The organism is Pantoea sp. Cr_R13, from assembly GCF_029222565.1.
Taxonomy (GTDB): Bacteria; Pseudomonadota; Gammaproteobacteria; order Enterobacterales; family Enterobacteriaceae; genus Pantoea; species Pantoea eucalypti.
This window is the reverse complement of sequence record NZ_JARHXL010000019.1, coordinates 79,804-97,777: the sequence shown is the minus strand read 5'-3', so window position 1 is coordinate 97,777 and position 17,974 is coordinate 79,804. Positions and strand designations below refer to the sequence as shown.

The 17,974-nt window shown below is 54.8% G+C and carries 18 protein-coding genes and 3 tRNA genes; 11 read left to right on the top strand and 10 right to left on the bottom strand.

What is annotated here, in order from left to right:
- Window positions 1-27 precede the first annotated feature (27 nt).
- Window positions 28-1,356, bottom strand: a complete 1,329-nt coding sequence (argA, locus tag P2R09_RS19995; protein ID WP_003853937.1) for an amino-acid N-acetyltransferase — start codon at window positions 1,354-1,356, stop codon at window positions 28-30.
- A gap of 232 nt (window positions 1,357-1,588) precedes the next feature.
- Between argA and amiC the strand changes: the two genes are divergently transcribed.
- Window positions 1,589-2,833 carry an N-acetylmuramoyl-L-alanine amidase AmiC gene (gene amiC, locus P2R09_RS19990; RefSeq protein WP_003853935.1) on the top strand — a complete coding sequence of 415 codons (1,245 nt, stop codon included), beginning with the start codon at window positions 1,589-1,591 and terminating at the stop codon, window positions 2,831-2,833.
- Window positions 2,834-2,944: 111 nt separating this feature from the next.
- Here the strand turns inward: amiC and P2R09_RS19985 are convergent.
- The 3 genes from P2R09_RS19985 to P2R09_RS19975 all read right to left on the bottom strand — a co-directional run bounded on the left by P2R09_RS19985 (window position 2,945) and on the right by P2R09_RS19975 (window position 3,294).
- A tRNA-Met gene (locus P2R09_RS19985) sits at window positions 2,945-3,021 on the bottom strand.
- Between the two features lie 54 nt (window positions 3,022-3,075).
- Window positions 3,076-3,152, bottom strand: a tRNA-Met gene (locus tag P2R09_RS19980).
- Window positions 3,153-3,217: 65 nt separating this feature from the next.
- A tRNA-Met gene (locus tag P2R09_RS19975) sits at window positions 3,218-3,294 on the bottom strand.
- 203 nt (window positions 3,295-3,497) lie between these two features.
- On the opposite strand from P2R09_RS19975, the gene mltA reads away from it, so the two are divergent.
- Both mltA and tcdA read left to right on the top strand, forming a co-directional pair.
- Window positions 3,498-4,646, top strand: a complete 1,149-nt coding sequence (gene mltA, locus P2R09_RS19970) for a murein transglycosylase A (protein ID WP_275772265.1) — start codon at window positions 3,498-3,500, stop codon at window positions 4,644-4,646.
- A gap of 48 nt (window positions 4,647-4,694) precedes the next feature.
- Complete coding sequence (gene tcdA / locus P2R09_RS19965) at window positions 4,695-5,507, top strand: tRNA cyclic N6-threonylcarbamoyladenosine(37) synthase TcdA (RefSeq protein WP_003854645.1); 813 nt, start codon at window positions 4,695-4,697, stop codon at window positions 5,505-5,507.
- Here tcdA and csdE read toward each other — a convergent pair.
- Both csdE and csdA read right to left on the bottom strand, forming a co-directional pair.
- Window positions 5,486-5,941, bottom strand: a complete 456-nt coding sequence (gene csdE, locus P2R09_RS19960) for a cysteine desulfurase sulfur acceptor subunit CsdE (protein ID WP_275772263.1) — start codon at window positions 5,939-5,941, stop codon at window positions 5,486-5,488. The genes tcdA and csdE overlap by 22 nt on opposite strands.
- Window positions 5,942-5,943: 2 nt before the next feature.
- Window positions 5,944-7,152, bottom strand: coding sequence for a cysteine desulfurase CsdA (gene csdA / locus P2R09_RS19955; protein WP_275772261.1), 1,209 nt, complete (start codon window positions 7,150-7,152; stop codon window positions 5,944-5,946).
- A 209-nt stretch (window positions 7,153-7,361) separates the two neighbouring features.
- Between csdA and P2R09_RS19950 the strand changes: the two genes are divergently transcribed.
- From P2R09_RS19950 to rlmM, 4 genes are all read left to right on the top strand, one after another.
- Window positions 7,362-7,583 (top strand): YgdI/YgdR family lipoprotein, encoded by a 222-nt coding sequence (locus tag P2R09_RS19950; RefSeq protein ID WP_003854643.1) that lies wholly within the window; start codon window positions 7,362-7,364, stop codon window positions 7,581-7,583.
- Window positions 7,584-7,918: 335 nt separating this feature from the next.
- Window positions 7,919-8,836, top strand: a complete 918-nt coding sequence (locus P2R09_RS19945; protein ID WP_275772258.1) for a transcriptional regulator GcvA — start codon at window positions 7,919-7,921, stop codon at window positions 8,834-8,836.
- Between the two features lie 50 nt (window positions 8,837-8,886).
- Entirely contained in the window at window positions 8,887-9,282 is a 396-nt protein-coding gene (locus tag P2R09_RS19940) for a DUF423 domain-containing protein (RefSeq protein WP_003854633.1), read from the top strand.
- On the top strand, window positions 9,275-10,375 hold the full coding sequence (gene rlmM / locus P2R09_RS19935; RefSeq protein WP_275772257.1) for a 23S rRNA (cytidine(2498)-2'-O)-methyltransferase RlmM: 1,101 nt from the start codon (window positions 9,275-9,277) through the stop codon (window positions 10,373-10,375). Before P2R09_RS19940 ends, rlmM begins: the two co-directional genes overlap by 8 nt.
- Before the next feature lie 24 nt (window positions 10,376-10,399).
- Here rlmM and xni read toward each other — a convergent pair whose 3' ends face one another.
- The 3 genes from xni to queF all read right to left on the bottom strand — a co-directional run bounded on the left by xni (window position 10,400) and on the right by queF (window position 13,569).
- Complete coding sequence (gene xni / locus P2R09_RS19930) at window positions 10,400-11,155, bottom strand: flap endonuclease Xni (RefSeq protein WP_275772255.1); 756 nt, start codon at window positions 11,153-11,155, stop codon at window positions 10,400-10,402.
- Window positions 11,156-11,189: 34 nt separating this feature from the next.
- On the bottom strand, window positions 11,190-12,554 hold the full coding sequence (gene ppnN, locus P2R09_RS19925; protein ID WP_003854629.1) for a nucleotide 5'-monophosphate nucleosidase PpnN: 1,365 nt from the start codon (window positions 12,552-12,554) through the stop codon (window positions 11,190-11,192).
- Window positions 12,555-12,723: 169 nt separating this feature from the next.
- Window positions 12,724-13,569 (bottom strand): NADPH-dependent 7-cyano-7-deazaguanine reductase QueF, encoded by an 846-nt coding sequence (gene queF, locus P2R09_RS19920; RefSeq protein WP_003854628.1) that lies wholly within the window; start codon window positions 13,567-13,569, stop codon window positions 12,724-12,726.
- 62 nt (window positions 13,570-13,631) lie between these two features.
- Here queF and syd point away from each other — a divergent pair, with 62 nt between their 5' ends.
- The 4 genes from syd to P2R09_RS19900 all read left to right on the top strand — a co-directional run bounded on the left by syd (window position 13,632) and on the right by P2R09_RS19900 (window position 16,335).
- Window positions 13,632-14,180 (top strand): SecY-interacting protein, encoded by a 549-nt coding sequence (gene syd, locus P2R09_RS19915; protein WP_110411046.1) that lies wholly within the window; start codon window positions 13,632-13,634, stop codon window positions 14,178-14,180.
- A 587-nt stretch (window positions 14,181-14,767) separates the two neighbouring features.
- Window positions 14,768-15,097 (top strand): YqcC family protein, encoded by a 330-nt coding sequence (locus tag P2R09_RS19910; RefSeq protein ID WP_275772252.1) that lies wholly within the window; start codon window positions 14,768-14,770, stop codon window positions 15,095-15,097.
- On the top strand, window positions 15,097-15,876 hold the full coding sequence (gene truC / locus P2R09_RS19905) for a tRNA pseudouridine(65) synthase TruC (protein WP_275772250.1): 780 nt from the start codon (window positions 15,097-15,099) through the stop codon (window positions 15,874-15,876). The genes P2R09_RS19910 and truC overlap by 1 nt, the downstream gene beginning before the upstream one ends.
- A 12-nt stretch (window positions 15,877-15,888) precedes the next feature.
- Entirely contained in the window at window positions 15,889-16,335 is a 447-nt protein-coding gene (locus tag P2R09_RS19900) for a flavodoxin (RefSeq protein WP_033763211.1), read from the top strand.
- A 67-nt stretch (window positions 16,336-16,402) separates the two neighbouring features.
- Here P2R09_RS19900 and garD read toward each other — a convergent pair whose 3' ends face one another.
- Window positions 16,403-17,962 carry a galactarate dehydratase gene (gene garD, locus P2R09_RS19895; RefSeq protein ID WP_275772246.1) on the bottom strand — a complete coding sequence of 520 codons (1,560 nt, stop codon included), beginning with the start codon at window positions 17,960-17,962 and terminating at the stop codon, window positions 16,403-16,405.
- Window positions 17,963-17,974 lie beyond the last annotated feature (12 nt).

Here is a 17,974-nt window from a genome sequence, read left to right as displayed (position 1 = left end):
GTGGGTGATTGTCCCTTCTGCGGTAAATCAGGTGAGGTCGGCCATCAGCACTTTTGAACGGCGCTGATAGTTATACATCTCTTTTTTACTTTCGGGCAGTGACTCAATATCAACCGGCGTAAAGCCGCGCTCCTGGAACCAGTGGATACTGCGCGTGGTCAACACAAACAGCTTTTCCAGTCCCATCTGCTTTGCCTGCAACGCCACGCGCTGCAACAGCATCTCTCCGCGTGAGGAGCTGCGATAATCAGGATGAACCGCCACACAGGCCATCTCGCCAATCTTCTCATCCATAAACGGATAGAGTGCGGCACAGGCGATGGTCAGATTGTCGCGCTGAATAATCGTGAACTTATCGATCTCCATTTCCAGTTGCTCGCGAGAGCGACGCACCAGAATGCCCTGTTGCTCCAGCGGCCGGATCAGTTCGAGAATGCCGCCGATATCGTTGATATTGGCGCGGCGGATCTGCTCTGCCGACTCCATAACGATCTGCGTGCCGATACCGTCGCGTGAGAAGAGTTCCTGCAACAGTGCGCCATCTTCCTGATAGCTGATTAAATGGCTGCGGCGCACACCACTTCGGCAGGCCTTCACCGCGCCACGCAGAAAGCGGACCGTGCCGGAAAGATAATCGCCTTCCTTTTCAATCTCGTCGATACGGGCCTGCGCGTCATTCGGGAACAGCTCAGAGATGATTTCACCTTCGCTATTCAGGACGCCTTGCTCAGAGCAGAAGCCGATCATTTTTTCCGCTTTCAGCTTAATCGCCAGCTGCGTGGCCACTTCTTCCGAGGTGAGGTTGAAGCTCTCGCCCGTAACAGACACCGCCACCGGGCCCATCAGCACAATGGCATCGTTATCCAGCTGGCGATGAATCGCCTCTTCATCGATACGACGGATACGCCCGCTATGGCAGTAATCCACGCCATCATCCACGCCCAGCGGCTGTGAAATAATGAAGTTGCCGCTGACCACATTGATATGTGCGCCCTGCAGCGGGGTGTTGTTGAGACTCATAGAGAGGCGGGCAGTGATATCCAGCTGCAGCCGGCCGGCGGCCTGTTTGACCAGCTCCAGCGATTGCGCGTCGGTCACCCGGGTAAATTTATGATAAACCGGCTCCAGCTGCTGCTGCGCCAGGCTGGCATCAATCTGCGGCCGGGCACCATAAACCACCACCAGGCGGATGCCCAGGCTGTGCAGCAGGCCGATGTCATTAACGATGCCAGAGAAGTTCTCATGCTCAATCGCTTCGCCACCCAGCATGATGACAAAGGTTTTACCCCGGTGGGCATTGATATAGGGAACGGTATGGCGAAAACCCTGAACCAGTTCGGTACTACGTTCCTTCACGGCCAACCCTCAGTGAATGTTTATTCGTATTTTTTGTATTTTTATGCTTTTACGTTCTGTTTTGCAAGTCTTAATCCTGACGAAAATTTACGTTTTTATGGGTGTCAAAGCCGCTAACAGCCTGCATTATTTAGGGTTTCCGGGGTGACATCATGCTACGGATTGGATAAAGTTTTCGCCGCCATTTTATTAACTGGCGCTTTTTTAGACATAACACAGCAGCTGGAGCGGCATGTCAGACGTTAATTCCCATTTTTCACGCAGACGATTTTTACAGGGGACGGGCGCCTTACTGCTGTTAAGCGTCAGCCGCACAGGACTGGCGGCAAAAAACCACATTGTGGCGGTGCGTATCTGGCCCTCATCCACTTACTCGCGGATGACGCTGGAGTCAAACGTCGCGCTGAAATACAAGCAGTTTGCGCTGAGCAATCCCGAACGGCTCGTAATAGATATTCAGGGCCTGCATCTCAATTCGGCCCTGAAAGGGGTGGATAAGCAGGTACGGGTCGACGATCCTTTTATTAAAAATGCCCGGGTCGGCCAGTTCGACAGCAATACGGTGCGCGTCGTTCTGGAGTTAAAGCGCAACGTCGCGCCAAAGATTTTTAACCTTTCGCCGGTCGCCGGGATCAATCACCGGCTGGTGGTCGACCTCTATCCGAGTCAGAACCCGATAGAAGATGATCCTCTGCTGGCCCTGCTGAAAGACTATAACCAGGGCGATCTGGAGAAAGATGAAGGCGTGCAGGCACCCTTGCCGGGTAAAGCGGGGCGCGATCGTCCGATCATTATCATGATCGATCCCGGTCACGGCGGGGAAGATCCGGGTGCGCACGGCAAATATAAGACCCGCGAGAAGGATATTGTGCTGAAGATTGGACGGCGGCTCAAAGCGCTGATCGACAAAGAGTCCAATATGAAAGCCTATATGACGCGTAATGAAGATGTCTTTATTCCGCTGCGCGTCAGGGTTGCGAAAGCCCGAAAACAGCGCGCTGATCTTTTTGTCTCGATCCATGCGGATGCCTTTACCAGCCGTGCAGCTCGCGGCTCGTCAGTGTTTGCCTTATCAACCAGCGGTGCGACCTCGGCGGCAGCCCGTTTCCTGGCGCAGACCCAGAATGAATCCGATCTGATTGGTGGCGTCAGCAAAAGCGGCGACCGCTATCTTGATCACACCATGTTCGATATGGTGCAGCGCCAGACGATTCATGACAGCCTGAAGTTTGGCAAAGAGGTGCTGCATCGCATGGGGCGCATCAATCATCTGCACAAACGTACCGTGGATCAGGCTGGATTTGCGGTGCTGAAAGCCCCGGATATCCCGTCTATTCTGGTCGAGACCGCGTTTATCAGTAATGTGGAAGAGGAGCGTAAGTTGCGAACCACCCGCTATCAGCATCAGGTTGCGGAGGCGATTCTGGACGGCATTAAGGCTTATGTGAAGAGTGGGGCGGCGCTGGCCCATCGGTAACGGTTTGCGGGTAGTTACGGCTATCCGTGCACTTTTCAGGGCAGGAGAGAGACTAACGAGGTTTCAGGAACGTCAGAAACAAAAAAACACCCTTTCAGGTGTTTAAATGATTGGTTGCGGGGGCCGGATTTGAACCGACGACCTTCGGGTTATGAGCCCGACGAGCTACCAGGCTGCTCCACCCCGCGTCCGTATCATACTTTTTTCACATTGTGACTTCTGTAAAACAACTGCAGAAGTATTGGTTGCGGGGGCCGGATTTGAACCGACGACCTTCGGGTTATGAGCCCGACGAGCTACCAGGCTGCTCCACCCCGCGTCCGTATTGCTTCTATTACTTTTACTTCTCACACTGTGACTTCTGTAAAACTGCTGCAGAAGTATTGGTTGCGGGGGCCGGATTTGAACCGACGACCTTCGGGTTATGAGCCCGACGAGCTACCAGGCTGCTCCACCCCGCGTCCGTGGAAGCGCACTATACTCTCCGCGCTAATTCATGCAACCCCTTTTTGAAGATAAAAGCCAAATTAACAGCCAGTTGCTGAAGGATTCAACCATCTGATTAATTATTGAACTGATATGCACCAGGTCAAAGCGGATGCATTTCATTCTGTCGGGGGCTTTGCTATCGTCGCGGGGCGAACAGTTATAAAAAGAGAAGATAATGAAATCACATTGGGTGAAGTATGCACTCACTGGCGCGTTAATTACGCTGCTGGCGGCCTGTAGCTCTAAACCGACCGATCGCGGTCAGCAATATAAAGATGGCAAACTGGAACAGCCGCTGGCGCTGGTAAATCAGCCCAATGCCAAAGGTGCGCCAGTTAATGGTAAAGACTTTGGCGATCAGGTGCGCCAGATTCAGTCCGCCTCATCTGCCCTTTATAGTCGTCAGAACGGCACCTATAGTGCAATTGAAAGCTGGCTGATGGCGGGAGCCGATACCCGACAGCTTCGTCAGTATGGCCTGAACGCCTGGCAGATGGAGGGCACGGACAACTACGGTAACGTGCAGTTCACGGGTTACTACACGCCGGTCGTGGAAGCGCGCTACACCCGTCAGGGTGAGTTCCAGTATCCGATCTACCGCATGCCGCCGCGCAAACGCGGAGAAAAATTACCGAGCCGCGCTTCTATCTATAGTGGCGGACTCGATGACCGCTATGTCATTGCCTACAGCAACTCGCTGATTGATAACTTCATGATGGATGTGCAGGGCAGTGGTTATGTCGACTTTGGCGATGGCCGCCCGATGACCTTCTTTGGTTATGCCGGTAAAAATGGCTGGGGCTACCACAGTATTGGTAAAGAGCTGATCGATCGCGGCGAAGTGAAACGCGAAGATATGTCGATGCAGGCGATTCGCCAGTGGGCGCAGGAGCACTCACCGCAGGAAGTTCGCGCACTGCTGGAAACCAACCCATCCTTTGTCTTCTTTAAAGCTGAACCGTTTACGCCGGTGCGTGGAGCCAGCGCCGTTCCGCTGGTAGCAAAAGCCTCGGTTGCCTCTGACCGCTCAATTATTCCGGCGGGCACCGTACTGCTGGCTGAAGTGCCGCAGTTAAATGAGAAGGGCAAATTCAACGGCAAATATGAGATGCGCCTGATGGTCGCACTCGACGTGGGTGGCGCGATTAAAGGCCAGCACTTTGATATCTATCAGGGTATCGGCCCGGACGCCGCGCATCTCGCCGGCTTCTATAATCACTATGGCCGCGTCTGGGTACTCAAAGCTGCACCGGGTGCCGGACAGCCGCTGTTCTCCAGTGCGCAAAACGGTAATAATGGTTCACTGCTTCTTGGCTCTAACTAATTTCTTCTCTGCGGGCCTTCGGGCCCGCACGACGTAACAGGTTCAACTATGAAAGTGTTAAACGACGCCTGGCATCAGCGCTTTGGCGGCACGGCGCGTCTCTATGGTCAGAATGCGCTGCAACGTTTTGCTGACGCACACTTCTGCGTCATCGGTATTGGCGGCGTCGGTTCCTGGGCGGCGGAAGCACTGGTGCGCACCGGGATTGGTAAAATCACCCTGATTGATATGGATGATGTCTGTATCACCAACACCAACCGACAGCTTCATGCGCTGCAGGGCAACGTGGGCAAAGCCAAAACGGACGTGATGGCAGAGCGGCTGCGTGCGATTAATCCGGACTGCGAAGTGATCTGCATAGATGACTTTATTACGCCGGAGAACACTGCTGAACTGATGGCTGCCGGTTTTGACTACGTGATCGACGCTATCGACAGCGTGCGGCCTAAAGCGGCGCTGATTGCCTGGTGTCGCCGGAATAAAATCCCGTTAATCACCACCGGTGGTGCGGGCGGGCAGATTGATCCGACGCAAATCCAGGTCGCCGATCTGGCGAAAACCATTCAGGATCCACTGGCGGCGAAGCTGCGCGAACGATTGAAAAGCCTGGGCGTGGTGAAAAACAGCAAAGGTAAACTCGGCATCGACTGTGTTTTTTCAACTGAAGCGCTGGTTTATCCGCAGGCAGATGGCAGCGTCTGTGCTTCACGCAGCACGGCGGAAGGTCCGAAGCGAATGGATTGCACATCCGGCTTTGGTGCGGCAACCATGGTTACCGCTACGTTCGGCTTTGTTGCCGTTTCACATGCGCTGAAGAAGTTTCTGGCGCGCGCTGTTCGTCAGGACGCTGTCAGCGCCTGACGCGCGGCATGCTCCACGGCGGTAGCCAGCGCCTGCAGGCCGCTGCTGCGGGAAGCGCTGAGCTGGGCGCGCAGGCCCAGTTCATCAAACAGCGTTAAGGGATCGCTGGCCAGTAACTGTTGTGGCGTCTGGCCCTCAACCGCAGTCAGCAGCACGGCCAGCAGGCCGCGCACAATCCGTCCTTCACTGTCACCATAGAAATGCAGCGTGTCATCCTCGCATAACTGGCAGCCCAGCCAGACCCGATTCTCACACCCGCTGAGTTCAATTTCTGCGGTTTTCAGTTCCTCCGGCAACGCAGGTAACTGTCGGCTCAGCTGAATCAGCTGACGATAACGATCCTCCCATTGATGAAAGCGGCCAAAGCTCTCTTTCAGGCTGGCAACGGTAATCTGTTCGCCAAACGGGTGTGGCGCTAACAGCGATGAACACATAATCAAAACTCCGATAACAGCGAGATGGCACCTTTCATGGCGCACACCAGCGCATCAACATCCTGCAAACTATTATAGGGTGCAAAAGAAGCCCGCAGCGTGCCGCTGACGCCCAGCGCTGCCAGCAACGGCTGCGCACAATGCTGGCCAGCACGCAGGGCGATTCCCTGCTCAGCCAGCAGCGTCACCAGATCGCTGTGATGCAGGCCAGCAAATTCAAAGGCCAGCAGGCTGGCGTTGCCACTGCGGAAGCTGCGGAAGCTAGGCAATTCTGCCAGCTGCTCCTCCGCCAGTGTCGCCAGATGCTGACTCCAGCGCTCCGCGTCGGCCATATCGTACTGCGCCAGCCAGCTCAGTGCTGCACTCAGGCCCACTACGCCCGCCACATTCGGAGTACCTGCCTCAAAACGCCAGGGCACTGGCTGTGGTGTGAAGCCACTGAAATCGACATCCGTTATCATTTTTCCGCCACCCTGCCAGGGTGCCATCGCTTCCAGCAGGTCCGCTTTGCCATATAACGCGCCAATGCCCATCGGGCCGTAAATCTTATGGCCGGAAAAAGCGTAAAAGTCGATATCCAGCGCCTGTACGTCAGGCGGGCAATGCACCACCCCCTGCGCGCCATCGACCATCACTTTCGCGCCCACGGCGTGTGCCAGCGGAATCGCTCTGGCGAGATCGGGACACCCTCCGGTGACGTTCGACATCTGACCTATAGCCAGCAGGCGGGTACGGTTGTTGAGCAGATTGGGTAACAGGCTGATATCGGGCAGGCGATCTGGCCCTAACGGCCATTTTATGACGTGGGCACCGCATGCCTGTGCAGCCATCAGCCAGGGGACCAGGTTGGCGTGGTGTTCAGCCTCACTCACCACAATCTCATCACCGGGCTGCAGGCGCGGGCGCAGCCAGCTGTTCGCCACCAGGTTTATCGCTTCGGTGGTGCCGCGCGTCCAGACAATCTCACGATCGTCTGCGGCATTCAGCCAGCGGGCAACCTGATGACGCGCCTGTTCATAACGATCGGTTAAGGCCTGCGCAGCGGCAAACTGGCTGCGATGAACCGTCCCTGCACTGAGGCTGTAAAACTGCTGTGTACTGTCAATGACGGCCTGCGGCTTCAGCGTGGTCGCGGCGCTATCGAGATAAACGCCGGCATCGGCGAGCGCGGGAAACTGCTGGCGAAAGTCACTAGGGTTAAATGGGATCATGCCGGGTCCATGATAAGAAAAATTAGGACCACACTGAAAGAATGGTCTGCGTCTGGCAAAGCTGGAAAAGCGCGTTATGCTGAATATTGCAAGGTTTGAACCAAACCCGCATAACGAGTGGACGCTTAATAGTCGATCTCACTTATCGGCTGCCTCTGGTTAGCGTAGCGCGGGTGGTTTGATGCAATCAATCTACAAGGAGATAGCAGATGAAAAAACTTACCGCAGTTCTGGCCGTGTGTACTCTTGCTTTTACCCTGAGTGCCTGTTCAAGCAATTATGTGATGCATACCAACGATGGCCGCACTATCGTGGCTGCCGGCAAGCCTAAAGTTGATAATGATACCGGCATGATCAGCTATAAAGATGCGAATGGCAACGAGCAGCAGATTAACCGCTCAGACGTCAAAGAAATGGTCGAGTCAAAGTAAGCAGCAAAAAAAAAGCACCGCAATTTGCGGTGCTATTTAAAAATCACTATGGACAGACAGGGTAAATCTACAGGAATTAAGCGCTCGATCCGCAATCGTCGGATCAAAAATTTGCAAACACAACATCACGACCACAAGCCAAAAGCTTTCAGAAAATCTGCGAACTCACTCACAAATCTAAAAACTTTTCGTTCCGGCTCAGGAAGTGCGGCAACTATAGGTATTTGCTGGAGGTTCCTCAACGGACAAATTATAATGCCTCGGATTAAAAATTCTAATACGTAAACGCTTTGTATTAGCCTGCGTATTTTTCGCCGATCCGGATACGGAAAACCATGTCGAAACGCCTTCCTCCTCTTAACGCACTGCGTGTTTTTGATGCAGCTGCACGCCATTTAAGCTTTACCAAAGCGGCTGAAGAGCTGTTTGTCACCCAGGCTGCTGTAAGCCATCAGATAAAATCTCTGGAAGATTTTCTGGGGTTAAAGCTGTTTCGCCGGAGGAATCGTTCGCTGTTACTGACCGAGGAAGGACAAAGCTACTATCTCGACATCAAAGAGATTTTCTCGGCGATAAACGAAGCGACCCGCAAATTGCAGGCGCGCAGTGCCAAGGGGGCGCTGACGGTCAGTTTACTGCCGAGCTTTGCCATTCAGTGGCTGGTTCCCCGCCTCTCCAGCTTTAATATGGCTTATCCGGGAATTGATGTGCGCATCCAGGCGGTGGACCGTGACGAAGAGAAACTGGCAGACGATGTCGATGTAGCGATTTTTTACGGACGGGGCAACTGGCCCGGACTGCGGGTGGAAAAACTTTATGCCGAATATCTGTTACCGGTCTGTTCGCCGTCGCTGATGGCCGGGGATAATCCGCTGAAAACGCCAATGGATCTGTCGCGTTTTACCCTGCTGCATGATGCCTCCCGCCGCGACTGGCAATCCTATATCCGCCAGCTGGGCCTGCAGCATATTAATGTGCAGCAGGGGCCAATTTTCAGCCACAGCGCCATGGTTCTGCAGGCGGCTATTCATGGTCAGGGCGTGGCGCTGGCCAACAATGTTATGGCGCAGAGTGAAATAGAAGCCGGACGATTAATCTGCCCATTTAATGATGTATTAGTCAGTAAAAACGCTTTTTATCTGGTTTGTCATGACAGTCAGGCAGAACTGGGTAAAATAGCCGCCTTCCGACAGTGGATTCTGGAAAAAGCTGCAACCGAACAAGAAAAATTCCGCTTTCGCTATCAACAATAACGTATTGATTTATTTGCATTCAGATGCAAAAGCACCCTGAGGGTCAGTTCATGTCCAGTCGTGCCATGTTTGTTTTTGCGGCTATCAGCGGATTTCTGCTGGTGGCTTTTGGCGCATTTGGTGCCCACGTTTTGAGTCAGTCGCTTGGCGCGGCTGAAATGGCCTGGATTCATACCGGGCTGGAGTATCAGGCTTATCATACCTTAGCGGTGATGGGGCTGGGCGCTGCGATGTTACGTCGCGCCAATATCTGGTTTTACTGGAGCAGTGCGTTAATGGCGCTCGGCACCGTGCTATTTAGTGGCAGCCTCTATTGTCTGGCGCTGTCACATCTTAAGTTTTGGGTTTTTATCACACCTGTGGGTGGAGTCTGTTTCCTCGCCGGTTGGGTATTGATGTTGATTGGCGCTTTGCGTCTTAAACGAAAGGCAGAACGCCATGAATAAAGTTTTACTCTATTGTCGCCCCGGTTTTGAAAAAGAGTGCGCGGCAGAAATCAGCGCCAAAGCCGCGGAACGCGAAATCTACGGCTTTCCACGGGTTAAAGATGACTCTGGCTACGTGTTGTTTGAGTGCTATCAGTTCGAAGATGCTGATCGCCTGGCGCGTGAGCTGCCATTTGACGAGCTGATCTTTGCCCGTCAGATGCTGGTCGTCGGCGAAATGCTGCGTGACCTGCCACAGGAAGATCGCATCACCCCGATTGTCGGCATGCTGACCGGCGTGGTAGAGAAGGGTGGCGAACTGCGTGTTGAAGTGCCGGACACCAACGAAGCCAAAGAGCTGACTAAATTCTGCCGCAAGTTCACCGTGCCGCTGCGTTCAGCAATGCGTGAAAGCAACATCCTGCTGAACTATGAAAGCCCGAAACGCCCGGTTGTTCATGTGTTTTTCATCGCACCTGGCACCTGTTACGTCGGTTACTCCATTCGGGAAAACAGCTCGCCGTTTTATATGGGTATACCACGCCTTAAGTTCCCTTCTGATGCGCCAAGTCGTTCGACGCTTAAGCTGGAAGAGGCGTTTCACGTCTTTATTCCTGCGGATGAGTGGGATGAGCGTTTAGCCAGCGGCATGTACGCGGTAGATCTGGGAGCCTGTCCGGGCGGCTGGACCTATCAACTGGTCCAGCGCAGCATGATGGTTTATGCGGTAGACAACGGACCGATGGCGCCGAGCCTGATGGATACCGGCCAGGTGATGCACGAGAAAGCGGATGGATTTAAATTCCGTCCGCCTCGCACCAACATCAGCTGGCTGGTGTGTGACATGGTGGAGAAGCCGGTTCGCGTGGCTAACCTGATGACCGACTGGCTGGTCAACGGCTGGTGCCGTGAAGCGATCTTCAACCTTAAGTTGCCGATGAAAAAGCGCTATGAGGAGGTCACGCAGAATCTGGCCATGATGCAGGAGCGTTTTGATGAGAATGGCATCAACGTGCAGATTCGTGCCCGTCAGCTCTATCATGACCGCGAAGAGGTAACGGTTCATGTACGTCGTATGTGGGCTGCGACCGGTGGCCGTCGCGACGAGCGCTAATCGACTGGCTGAGTGCCGTTGCACTCAGCCGGTATAACGCAGCGTGTTCAGATTTCCCTGCAACACCAGATCCTTTTTCAGTGTGGCCACCTGACGGCTAATCTCTGCCATATGCTGCCCTTCAGCGAGTTTTTCCCGCCATTTGGCGGGCACCTGGTCCAGTTGCTGGTAGATCCCCTCAAGCGTCTGAAACGTTGTCAGCAGCTGCTTTGCGCTTTTAGGGCCGATGCCGGTGATGCCCGGAATTTTACTGCTGCTGATGCCGCATAATCCCCAGTAGTCAGGTAACCGCTGTGGCGCCACGCCAAACTCTGCCTCGATAAAAGGCAGGTCGAGCCACCGTTTCTGAAAGTAGTCGCGGATGCGGATCTCGGGTGCCAGCAGCTGGCAGTAGCCTTTGTCAGTGGAAACAATGGTGGCCTGATGTCCGGCCTGGGCCATTTTAACCGCCAGCGTCGCCGCTAAATCATCCGCTTCATCCTCGCCCGCAATCCAGCAGCTTACGCCTGCTGCGCGAAAAGCCTCCTGTAACGCCGGCATCTCTGCCTGTAAATCGTCTGGCATCGGCGGACGACCGCTTTTGTAGTCGGGAAGCAGCTGATGCCGCCAGCCCTGATGACGCGCTTCGCCATCAAACACCGCCACGGCATGGGTCGGACGAGCGTGACCCAGTACCTGGCGCAGCGCAGCCACACAGCCGTCGACACAGGGGGAGCCTTGTACCGCATGCAGACGGCGAATCAGATTCAATGCGTCAACAATAACAAGATGAAAAGCCATGAGAGTATGGGCAGCCCGGGGGCTGCCTCCTGGTTTATTTGATAATTTCGTAGCAGGGGATGTAAGCGGTGCCTGGCAGCTTCATGCGCTGCTGGGCAACAAATCCCTGCAGCAGTTCATCCATGCGGTGCATGATGTCGGGGTCGCCATGCAGTTTAAAGCGTCCCTTCTCACGGATTTCGCGGATGCCCATCTCTTTAACGTTACCCGCGACGATGCCTGAGAAGGCGCGGCGCAGGTCGGCGGCCAGCTTCTCAGGAGGCTGATTCGTGTAGAGATTGAGGTTAGCCATATTTTCATGGGTGGGCAGGAACGGCACCTGCAGATCGGGTTCAATGCGAATCGACCAGTTAAAGCTGTAAGCATCGCCGGTTTCGCGACGATTCTCTTTAACCTGCGGCATCGCTTTCTTCATCAGACGCGCCACTTCTGCCGCATCATCGATAATAATCTGATAATGCTTACGCGCCTGTTCACCCAGCGTGTTGACGATGAAATCATCCAGCACACGGAAATAATCGGCGCTCTCTTCTGGTCCGGTCAGAATCAGCGGCAGCACCTGGTCGTTGTTCTGCGGATTCATCAGAATGCCCAGCAGATAGAGCAGCTCTTCTGCCGTGCCGACCCCGCCCGGGAAAATAATGATGCCATGGGCGATACGCACAAACGCTTCCAGACGTTTTTCGATATCTGGCATGATGATCAGCTCATTCACCAGCGGATTCGGCGGTTCAGCCGCAATGATTGAGGGCTCTGTCAGGCCGATAAAACGGCTGTCACGATAGCGCTGCTGGGCATGGCCAACGGCGGCCCCTTTCATTGGCGCTTCCATCACGCCCGGCCCGCAGCCGGTACAGATATTCAGCTCGCGCAGACCCAACTGCGTACCAACATTGCGGCAATACTGGTACTCAACGGCGTTGATCGAGTGTCCACCCCAGCACACCACGGTGTTGGGATACTCGCCAATGTGCAGTGCCCGTGCATTACGCAAAATGGAAAACACGGTGTTGGTGATCGTGGCGGAATCGTTCTCTTCGGCTGCCGTGAAACGGCCCGGCATGTTGAGCTGGCCGCTGACAAACAGGATGTCACGCAGCACCGCAAACAGGTTTGCCTGCAGGGAACGGATGATGCGGCCATCTACGAACGCTTCTTCCGGTGGATTAATCAGTTCCAGTTTGACGCCGCGCTCACGGCGCAGCACGTTGATATCAAAATTCTCAAAGCGGGAGAGCAGTTCGTGGCTGCTGTCAGTCTGGCTGCCGGAGTTGAGTACTGCCAGAGAGCAATTGCGAAACAGCTGGTAGAGGTCGCTGCTGGCTGTGCGCTTGAGCATATCGACTTCCAGTTGCGAGAGCAGATCCATTGAGCCAAGTGGACTGATATGGGTAATCAAATGAACTCCTTTACACCCGCCTGGGTGCCTGTTGGCACTGCAACCGCAGTGACGAAAATCCCTGGTCGGCAATCCGCAGATTGCCGCCTTCATCAGAGTAGCCTTGTCGGCCTGCACAGCTCAAGCGAAACTGCGCATACAGCACGCAGCCTGCGAGAAGTCTCGCAAACTACTGACGAACCAGCCGTGAAAAACCGGGAGAGAAGGGCACATTGGTGCGCCACGGGTTAATATCCAGTCCGCCACGGCGGGTGTAGCGTGCATAAACGGTCAGCGCTTCAGGATGACAGAAACGCATCACATCATTAAAGATGCGCTCGACGCACTGCTCGTGAAATTCGTTATGCTGGCGGAATGAGACCAGATAGCGCAGCAACGCTTCACGGTCGATACGCGGGCCTGTGTAGCGGATCATCACCGAGCCCCAGTCAGGCTGATTGGTGATCAGGCAGTTTGACTTGAGCAGATGGCTGACCAGCGTCTCCTCAACAATTTCGCTGCCTGCGGCATCAGCCAGATAGTCGGCATTAAAGCGATAATCGTCGATAGCAATATCTTGCTCATCAATACAGCAACCGTCAAAATGACCGACAGGCTGACCTTCAATTTCACTCAGACGGAACAGCGCAACCTGCACTTCACCTTCTGCACAGGCGCTCAGATCCCGCTCCAGCGTCTGACGGACCTCGCCCCAGTCCGCAAAGCGGGTCTGGTTAAAACTGTTAAGGTAAAGCTTAAAGCTTTTCGACTCGATCAGATTGCGGCTCTGTGCATCCAGCACCACTTCGCCGACGGCAACCTGGGGTAGCCCTTTACTGTTGAGCCACGAGAGTTCATACAGGGTCCAGATATCGCTGCCGGTAAAGGGCAGGCTGTCGGGAAACAGGCCCAGCGGTTCACGGTTCAGACTGCGTGGCACCGACTGCAGTAAGCTGTTGTCATACTGATCGTGATAGGCTGTGGGTTTGCCCAGCGTCAGGTTACTGAGTGCCTGATCCTGTTCGTGAGTAGTCATTGCGGTTACCACCAAAATTAATCAAAGTGGCTAAGTGTAACCCATCAGAAGTGAGAATATGAATGATGCAGCAAACTGCCGCCGCGTTGCGCGACTTTACCACCCGATACTGCCAGCACTGGCTTCAGCAGGCGGGGCATGCGCCGGCCAGCAGCGATCTTTATGGCGTTCCCTCGCCCTGCGCACTTGAGGATCGCGATCAGCGTGTGCTCTGGCAGCCGCAGCCTTTTAGTCTGCCACCGACGCTGGATGCTGTTGAACGGGCGGTCGATATCCAGCTTCAGCCGTCGGTCACAGATTTCTATACCGCGCAGTTTGCCGGGGATATGCAGGCCACTTTTGGCGAGAATCAGCTGACACTGTTGCAGGTGTGGAGTGAAGAGGATTTCCTGCGGTTACAGGAGAACCTGATTGGTCATCTGGTGATGCAGCGCCGCCTCAGGCAGTCGCCTACGCTGTTTATTGCCACAACCGATTCAGAAGAGGAGATCATCTCGCTTTCTAACCTCAGTGGTGAAGTGATTCTGGAGCAGCCTGGCCGCAAACAGCGTGCGGTATTAGCCGAAAGTCTTGAGATATTTCTTAAGTCATTACAACCGGTTATCAACTGATTTGCAGTGATCGGCTGCTGACCTTGTGAGATATCTCTTACATCTTCTGTGAGAGATCGCCATATAACAGATGAGATATTCGGAAAACTGAAATGTAAAAATATTGTGAATCATAAACTTAATGGCGTTTATCTGAATATCTGCAGCACATTTCGTAAAGTTCCCTTCTGAGTACCTTGTTTGCGTAACGGTTTCTGTCAAAATGTTTCTCACTGCAGGATGCTCAGGAAACAGATATCGTCAGGATGATGGTAAGCCATGAGGCAGGAACGTAACGGAGTTTACGGCACAGTGAAGGTTTCAGGACGAAACAGGATCGCTCAGGATTGAGTAAGGGACACCTCCAGGATGGAGAATGAGAACCCCTCAGAAGAGGCGGTGGGCCAGGAGGCTAAGGATACATCAGGACGATGCGCGACAGGAGTTCGCACTGGACAAGTTGTCATGGAAGAGCAGGGAGCATAAACGTAGCAGGATAGCTGCAAACGAACCGGGAGCACTGTTTATACAGTGCTCCCTTTTTTTGTGCCTGTCCCAACAAGTGATATGCTTGCCGCCCATTTTTGACTGCTCGCTGGAGGTGGCGCATGACGCCTGAACAATTAATTACGCAACGGCTGGAGCAACTGGAAGCGGTGATGCGTGAGCACCATCTCTGGCAAAGCACTTCTCCGGCCGAGGGCGCGCTTAAGAGCCAGGAACCTTTTTGCCTGGATACACTGGAGCCGCTGCAGTGGCTCCAGTGGGTCTTAGTCCCGCGGATGCATGCCCTGATTGCCGCGGGACATCCGCTGCCGCAAAACTTTGCCGTTGCCCCCTATTATGAAGTGGCGCTGGTACCTGACCAGCCCGGCATTGCGCCGCTGCTGCTGACCCTGCGTCAGCTGGATGCCTTGATGAAGGATGCTGCCCACTGATGCTGGAGATACTCTATCAGGATGAGTGGCTGGTGGCCGTCAACAAGCCTAGCGGCTGGCTGGTTCATCGCAGCTGGCTGGATCGCCATGAAACGGTGTTTGTGATGCAGACTGTTCGTGATCAGATCGGACAGCATGTCTTTACCGCGCATCGACTGGATAAACCCACGTCAGGCGTGCTGCTGATGGGGCTTTCGAGTGAAGTAGGACGTCTGCTTTCCCTGCAGTTTGAACAGCACCAGATGCAGAAAACCTACCACGCCGTAGTGCGTGGCTGGCTGGAGAGCAGTGGAACGCTCGATTATCCGCTGGTGGAAGAGCTGGATAAAATTGCCGATAAACATGCCACTGAAGCGCGCACCGCACAGCCCGCCGTCACCGATTATGAGTCACTGGCTACCGTTGAGATGCCGGTCGGCATTGGTCGTTATCCCACGTCGCGCTACAGTCTTGTAGAGATGGCCCCTAAAACCGGTCGCAAGCACCAGCTGCGTCGACATATGTCACACCTGCGTCATCCGATTATTGGTGATTCTGCACACGGTGATCTGCGTCAGAACCGGGGTGCCGCCGAACATTTCGGCGCTAACCGACTGATGCTGCACGCCAGCAGCCTGGCATTGACCCATCCGGTGACCGGTGAACCATTGCTGATTCGCGCCGGACTGGATGGCGTCTGGCAGAATCTGATGAATCAGTTTGGCTGGCAGGATCAGATTCCTGAGGTGCCGCGGGTTGAGTTTGACGCAGCGCCAGGACAGGATAGCGTTTCAGAATAAGGGAGAAAGCAGATGGCAAAGATTGGCATTTTTGTAGGTACGGTATACGGCAATGCATTGCTGGTGGCGGAAGAAGCGGAGCCGTTACTGCAACAGCAGGGGCACAGCGTCACTGTGTTTGATGATCCGACGCTGGCAGACTGGCAGAACGGTGCCGGCGATGTGGCGTTAATCGTCACCTCAACCACCGGTCAGGGTGATTTGCCCGATTCGATTTCCGGTCTGTTCCATGCGATCAAAGATAAGCTGGGTCATCAGCCTGCGCTGCGCTACGGCGTGATTGCGCTGGGTGACAGCAGTTATGACCATTTCTGTGGCGCGGGCAAAGCGTTTGATGCGCTGCTGCAGGAGCAGGGCGCTCAGCGGGTTGGCGAAGTATTACTGGTTGATGCCACTGAAAACCCTGAGCCGGAAGCGGTCACCTCTCCATGGGTTGAAGCCTGGGGCGCGCAGCTCTGATTGCGGTGCCAGGCTTATCTCTGCCTTCGCAGGGTAATAATAAGCCTGGCCTGTACTGGCGACGATATCAGGTGACTGGCGCCGGGTTAAACACTGCCAGCTGATTACGGATACCCCAGCGATCGGACCAGGTCTGCTTTCTGCCGCTGGCAATGTCCAGAATCAACTCAAACAGTCGCCAGCCCACCTGCTCAATACTTTCTTCACCCGTCGCAATCGTTCCGGCATTGATGTCCATCAGATCGTGCCAGCGCTCTGCCAGCGCATTGCGCGTCGCCATTTTGATCACCGGAATCGCGGCCAGACCGTAAGGCGTTCCGCGCCCGGTAGTGAACACCTGCAGAGTGATACCGGATGCCAGCTGCTGCGTACCGCAGACAAAATCGCTGGCGGGCGTCGCCGCATAAATTAATCCACGCCGCGTAGGCCGCTGACCCGGCGAGAGCACTTCGACAATGGCACTGCGTCCCGATTTGGCGATCGATCCCAGAGCTTTTTCCACTACGTTGGCCAGGCCGCCTTTTTTGTTGCCTGGCGAGGGATTAGCGCTGCGATCGGTCTGGCCCTGGTCGAGGTAATTGTCATACCAGGCCATCTCCTCCAGTAAGCGCTTACCAACTTCCTGATTGATCACCCGTGGCGTCAGCAGGTGAATGGCATCACGCACTTCAGTGACTTCAGAGAACATCACGGTCGCCCCGCAGCGCACCAGCAGATCAGAGGCGAAGCCCACCGCCGGATTCGCCGTGACGCCTGAGAACGCATCGCTGCCTCCACACTGCATCCCCACAATCAGTTCTGCAGCGGAGCAGGTTTCGCGCTGGCGCGCATTGAGCCGCTGAAGATGACGTTCTGCGACCTGCAGAATCTCATTCACCATCGCACCGAAACCCACCAGCTTTTCATCCTGCAAACGCACGATGTCATGGTCGTCCAGTGAAATGGCCTGCACGTCAGGCGTGCCGGTCAGCAGGCGCTCAGGCTGCAACTTTTCGCAACCCAGACTGACGATCATCACTTCGCCGCCGAAATTGGCATTCAGTGCCAGGTTATGAATGGTGCGAATCGGCACCACCGCAGCAGGCGCGTTGATCGCCACACCACAGCCATAAAGATGGTTCAGGGCGACGACGCCATCCACATTCGGATAGCGTGGCAGCAGATCCCGTTCAATGATCTGCACGACATGATCCACCACACCGGCCACGCAATGGACGCTGGTGGTGATGCCGAGCAGATTACGCGTGCCTACACTCCCATCCGCATTACGGTAACCTTCAAAGGTGTAACCTTCTAACGGTGGCAAATCAGGCGGAACCTGCGTGGCTAACGGCAGGCTCTCCAGCGGAGGGGCTTCTGGCAGCGCGACAAGAGATTCATCAATCCAGCTGCCCTGGGCAATATCCCGCAGTGCATAGCCGATAACTTCACCATATCGCACGATCTCCGCACCCTGGTTAATGGCGCTTAACGCCACTTTATGGCCCTGCGGCACATGCTCAGTGAGCGTCAGGCCATCCGCAAACTGCGTGCCGGCTGGCAGACCCAGGCTGTTGACCACAATCGCAACATTGTCGTGCTCATGGACTTTGATATAGAGCGGTTGTTCATCTGTATTGGGTTTCATCGCTCACCTTCC

Bases quoted from the DNA above. Each gene is read 5' to 3' on its own strand.
- amiC (WP_003853935.1), top strand. From the start codon at position 1,589: ATGTCAGACGTTAATTCCCATTTTTCACGCAGACGATTTTTACAGGGG.
- mltA (WP_275772265.1), top strand. From the start codon at position 3,498: ATGAAATCACATTGGGTGAAGTATGCACTCACTGGCGCGTTAATTACG.
- tcdA (WP_003854645.1), top strand. From the start codon at position 4,695: ATGAAAGTGTTAAACGACGCCTGGCATCAGCGCTTTGGCGGCACGGCG.
- csdE (WP_275772263.1), bottom strand. From the start codon at position 5,941: ATGTGTTCATCGCTGTTAGCGCCACACCCGTTTGGCGAACAGATTACC.
- csdA (WP_275772261.1), bottom strand. From the start codon at position 7,152: ATGATCCCATTTAACCCTAGTGACTTTCGCCAGCAGTTTCCCGCGCTC.
- P2R09_RS19950 (WP_003854643.1), top strand. From the start codon at position 7,362: ATGAAAAAACTTACCGCAGTTCTGGCCGTGTGTACTCTTGCTTTTACC.
- P2R09_RS19945 (WP_275772258.1), top strand. From the start codon at position 7,919: ATGTCGAAACGCCTTCCTCCTCTTAACGCACTGCGTGTTTTTGATGCA.
- P2R09_RS19940 (WP_003854633.1), top strand. From the start codon at position 8,887: ATGTCCAGTCGTGCCATGTTTGTTTTTGCGGCTATCAGCGGATTTCTG.
- rlmM (WP_275772257.1), top strand. From the start codon at position 9,275: ATGAATAAAGTTTTACTCTATTGTCGCCCCGGTTTTGAAAAAGAGTGC.
- xni (WP_275772255.1), bottom strand. From the start codon at position 11,155: ATGGCTTTTCATCTTGTTATTGTTGACGCATTGAATCTGATTCGCCGT.
- queF (WP_003854628.1), bottom strand. From the start codon at position 13,569: ATGACTACTCACGAACAGGATCAGGCACTCAGTAACCTGACGCTGGGC.
- syd (WP_110411046.1), top strand. From the start codon at position 13,632: ATGATGCAGCAAACTGCCGCCGCGTTGCGCGACTTTACCACCCGATAC.
- P2R09_RS19910 (WP_275772252.1), top strand. From the start codon at position 14,768: ATGACGCCTGAACAATTAATTACGCAACGGCTGGAGCAACTGGAAGCG.
- truC (WP_275772250.1), top strand. From the start codon at position 15,097: ATGCTGGAGATACTCTATCAGGATGAGTGGCTGGTGGCCGTCAACAAG.
- P2R09_RS19900 (WP_033763211.1), top strand. From the start codon at position 15,889: ATGGCAAAGATTGGCATTTTTGTAGGTACGGTATACGGCAATGCATTG.
- garD (WP_275772246.1), bottom strand. From the start codon at position 17,962: ATGAAACCCAATACAGATGAACAACCGCTCTATATCAAAGTCCATGAG.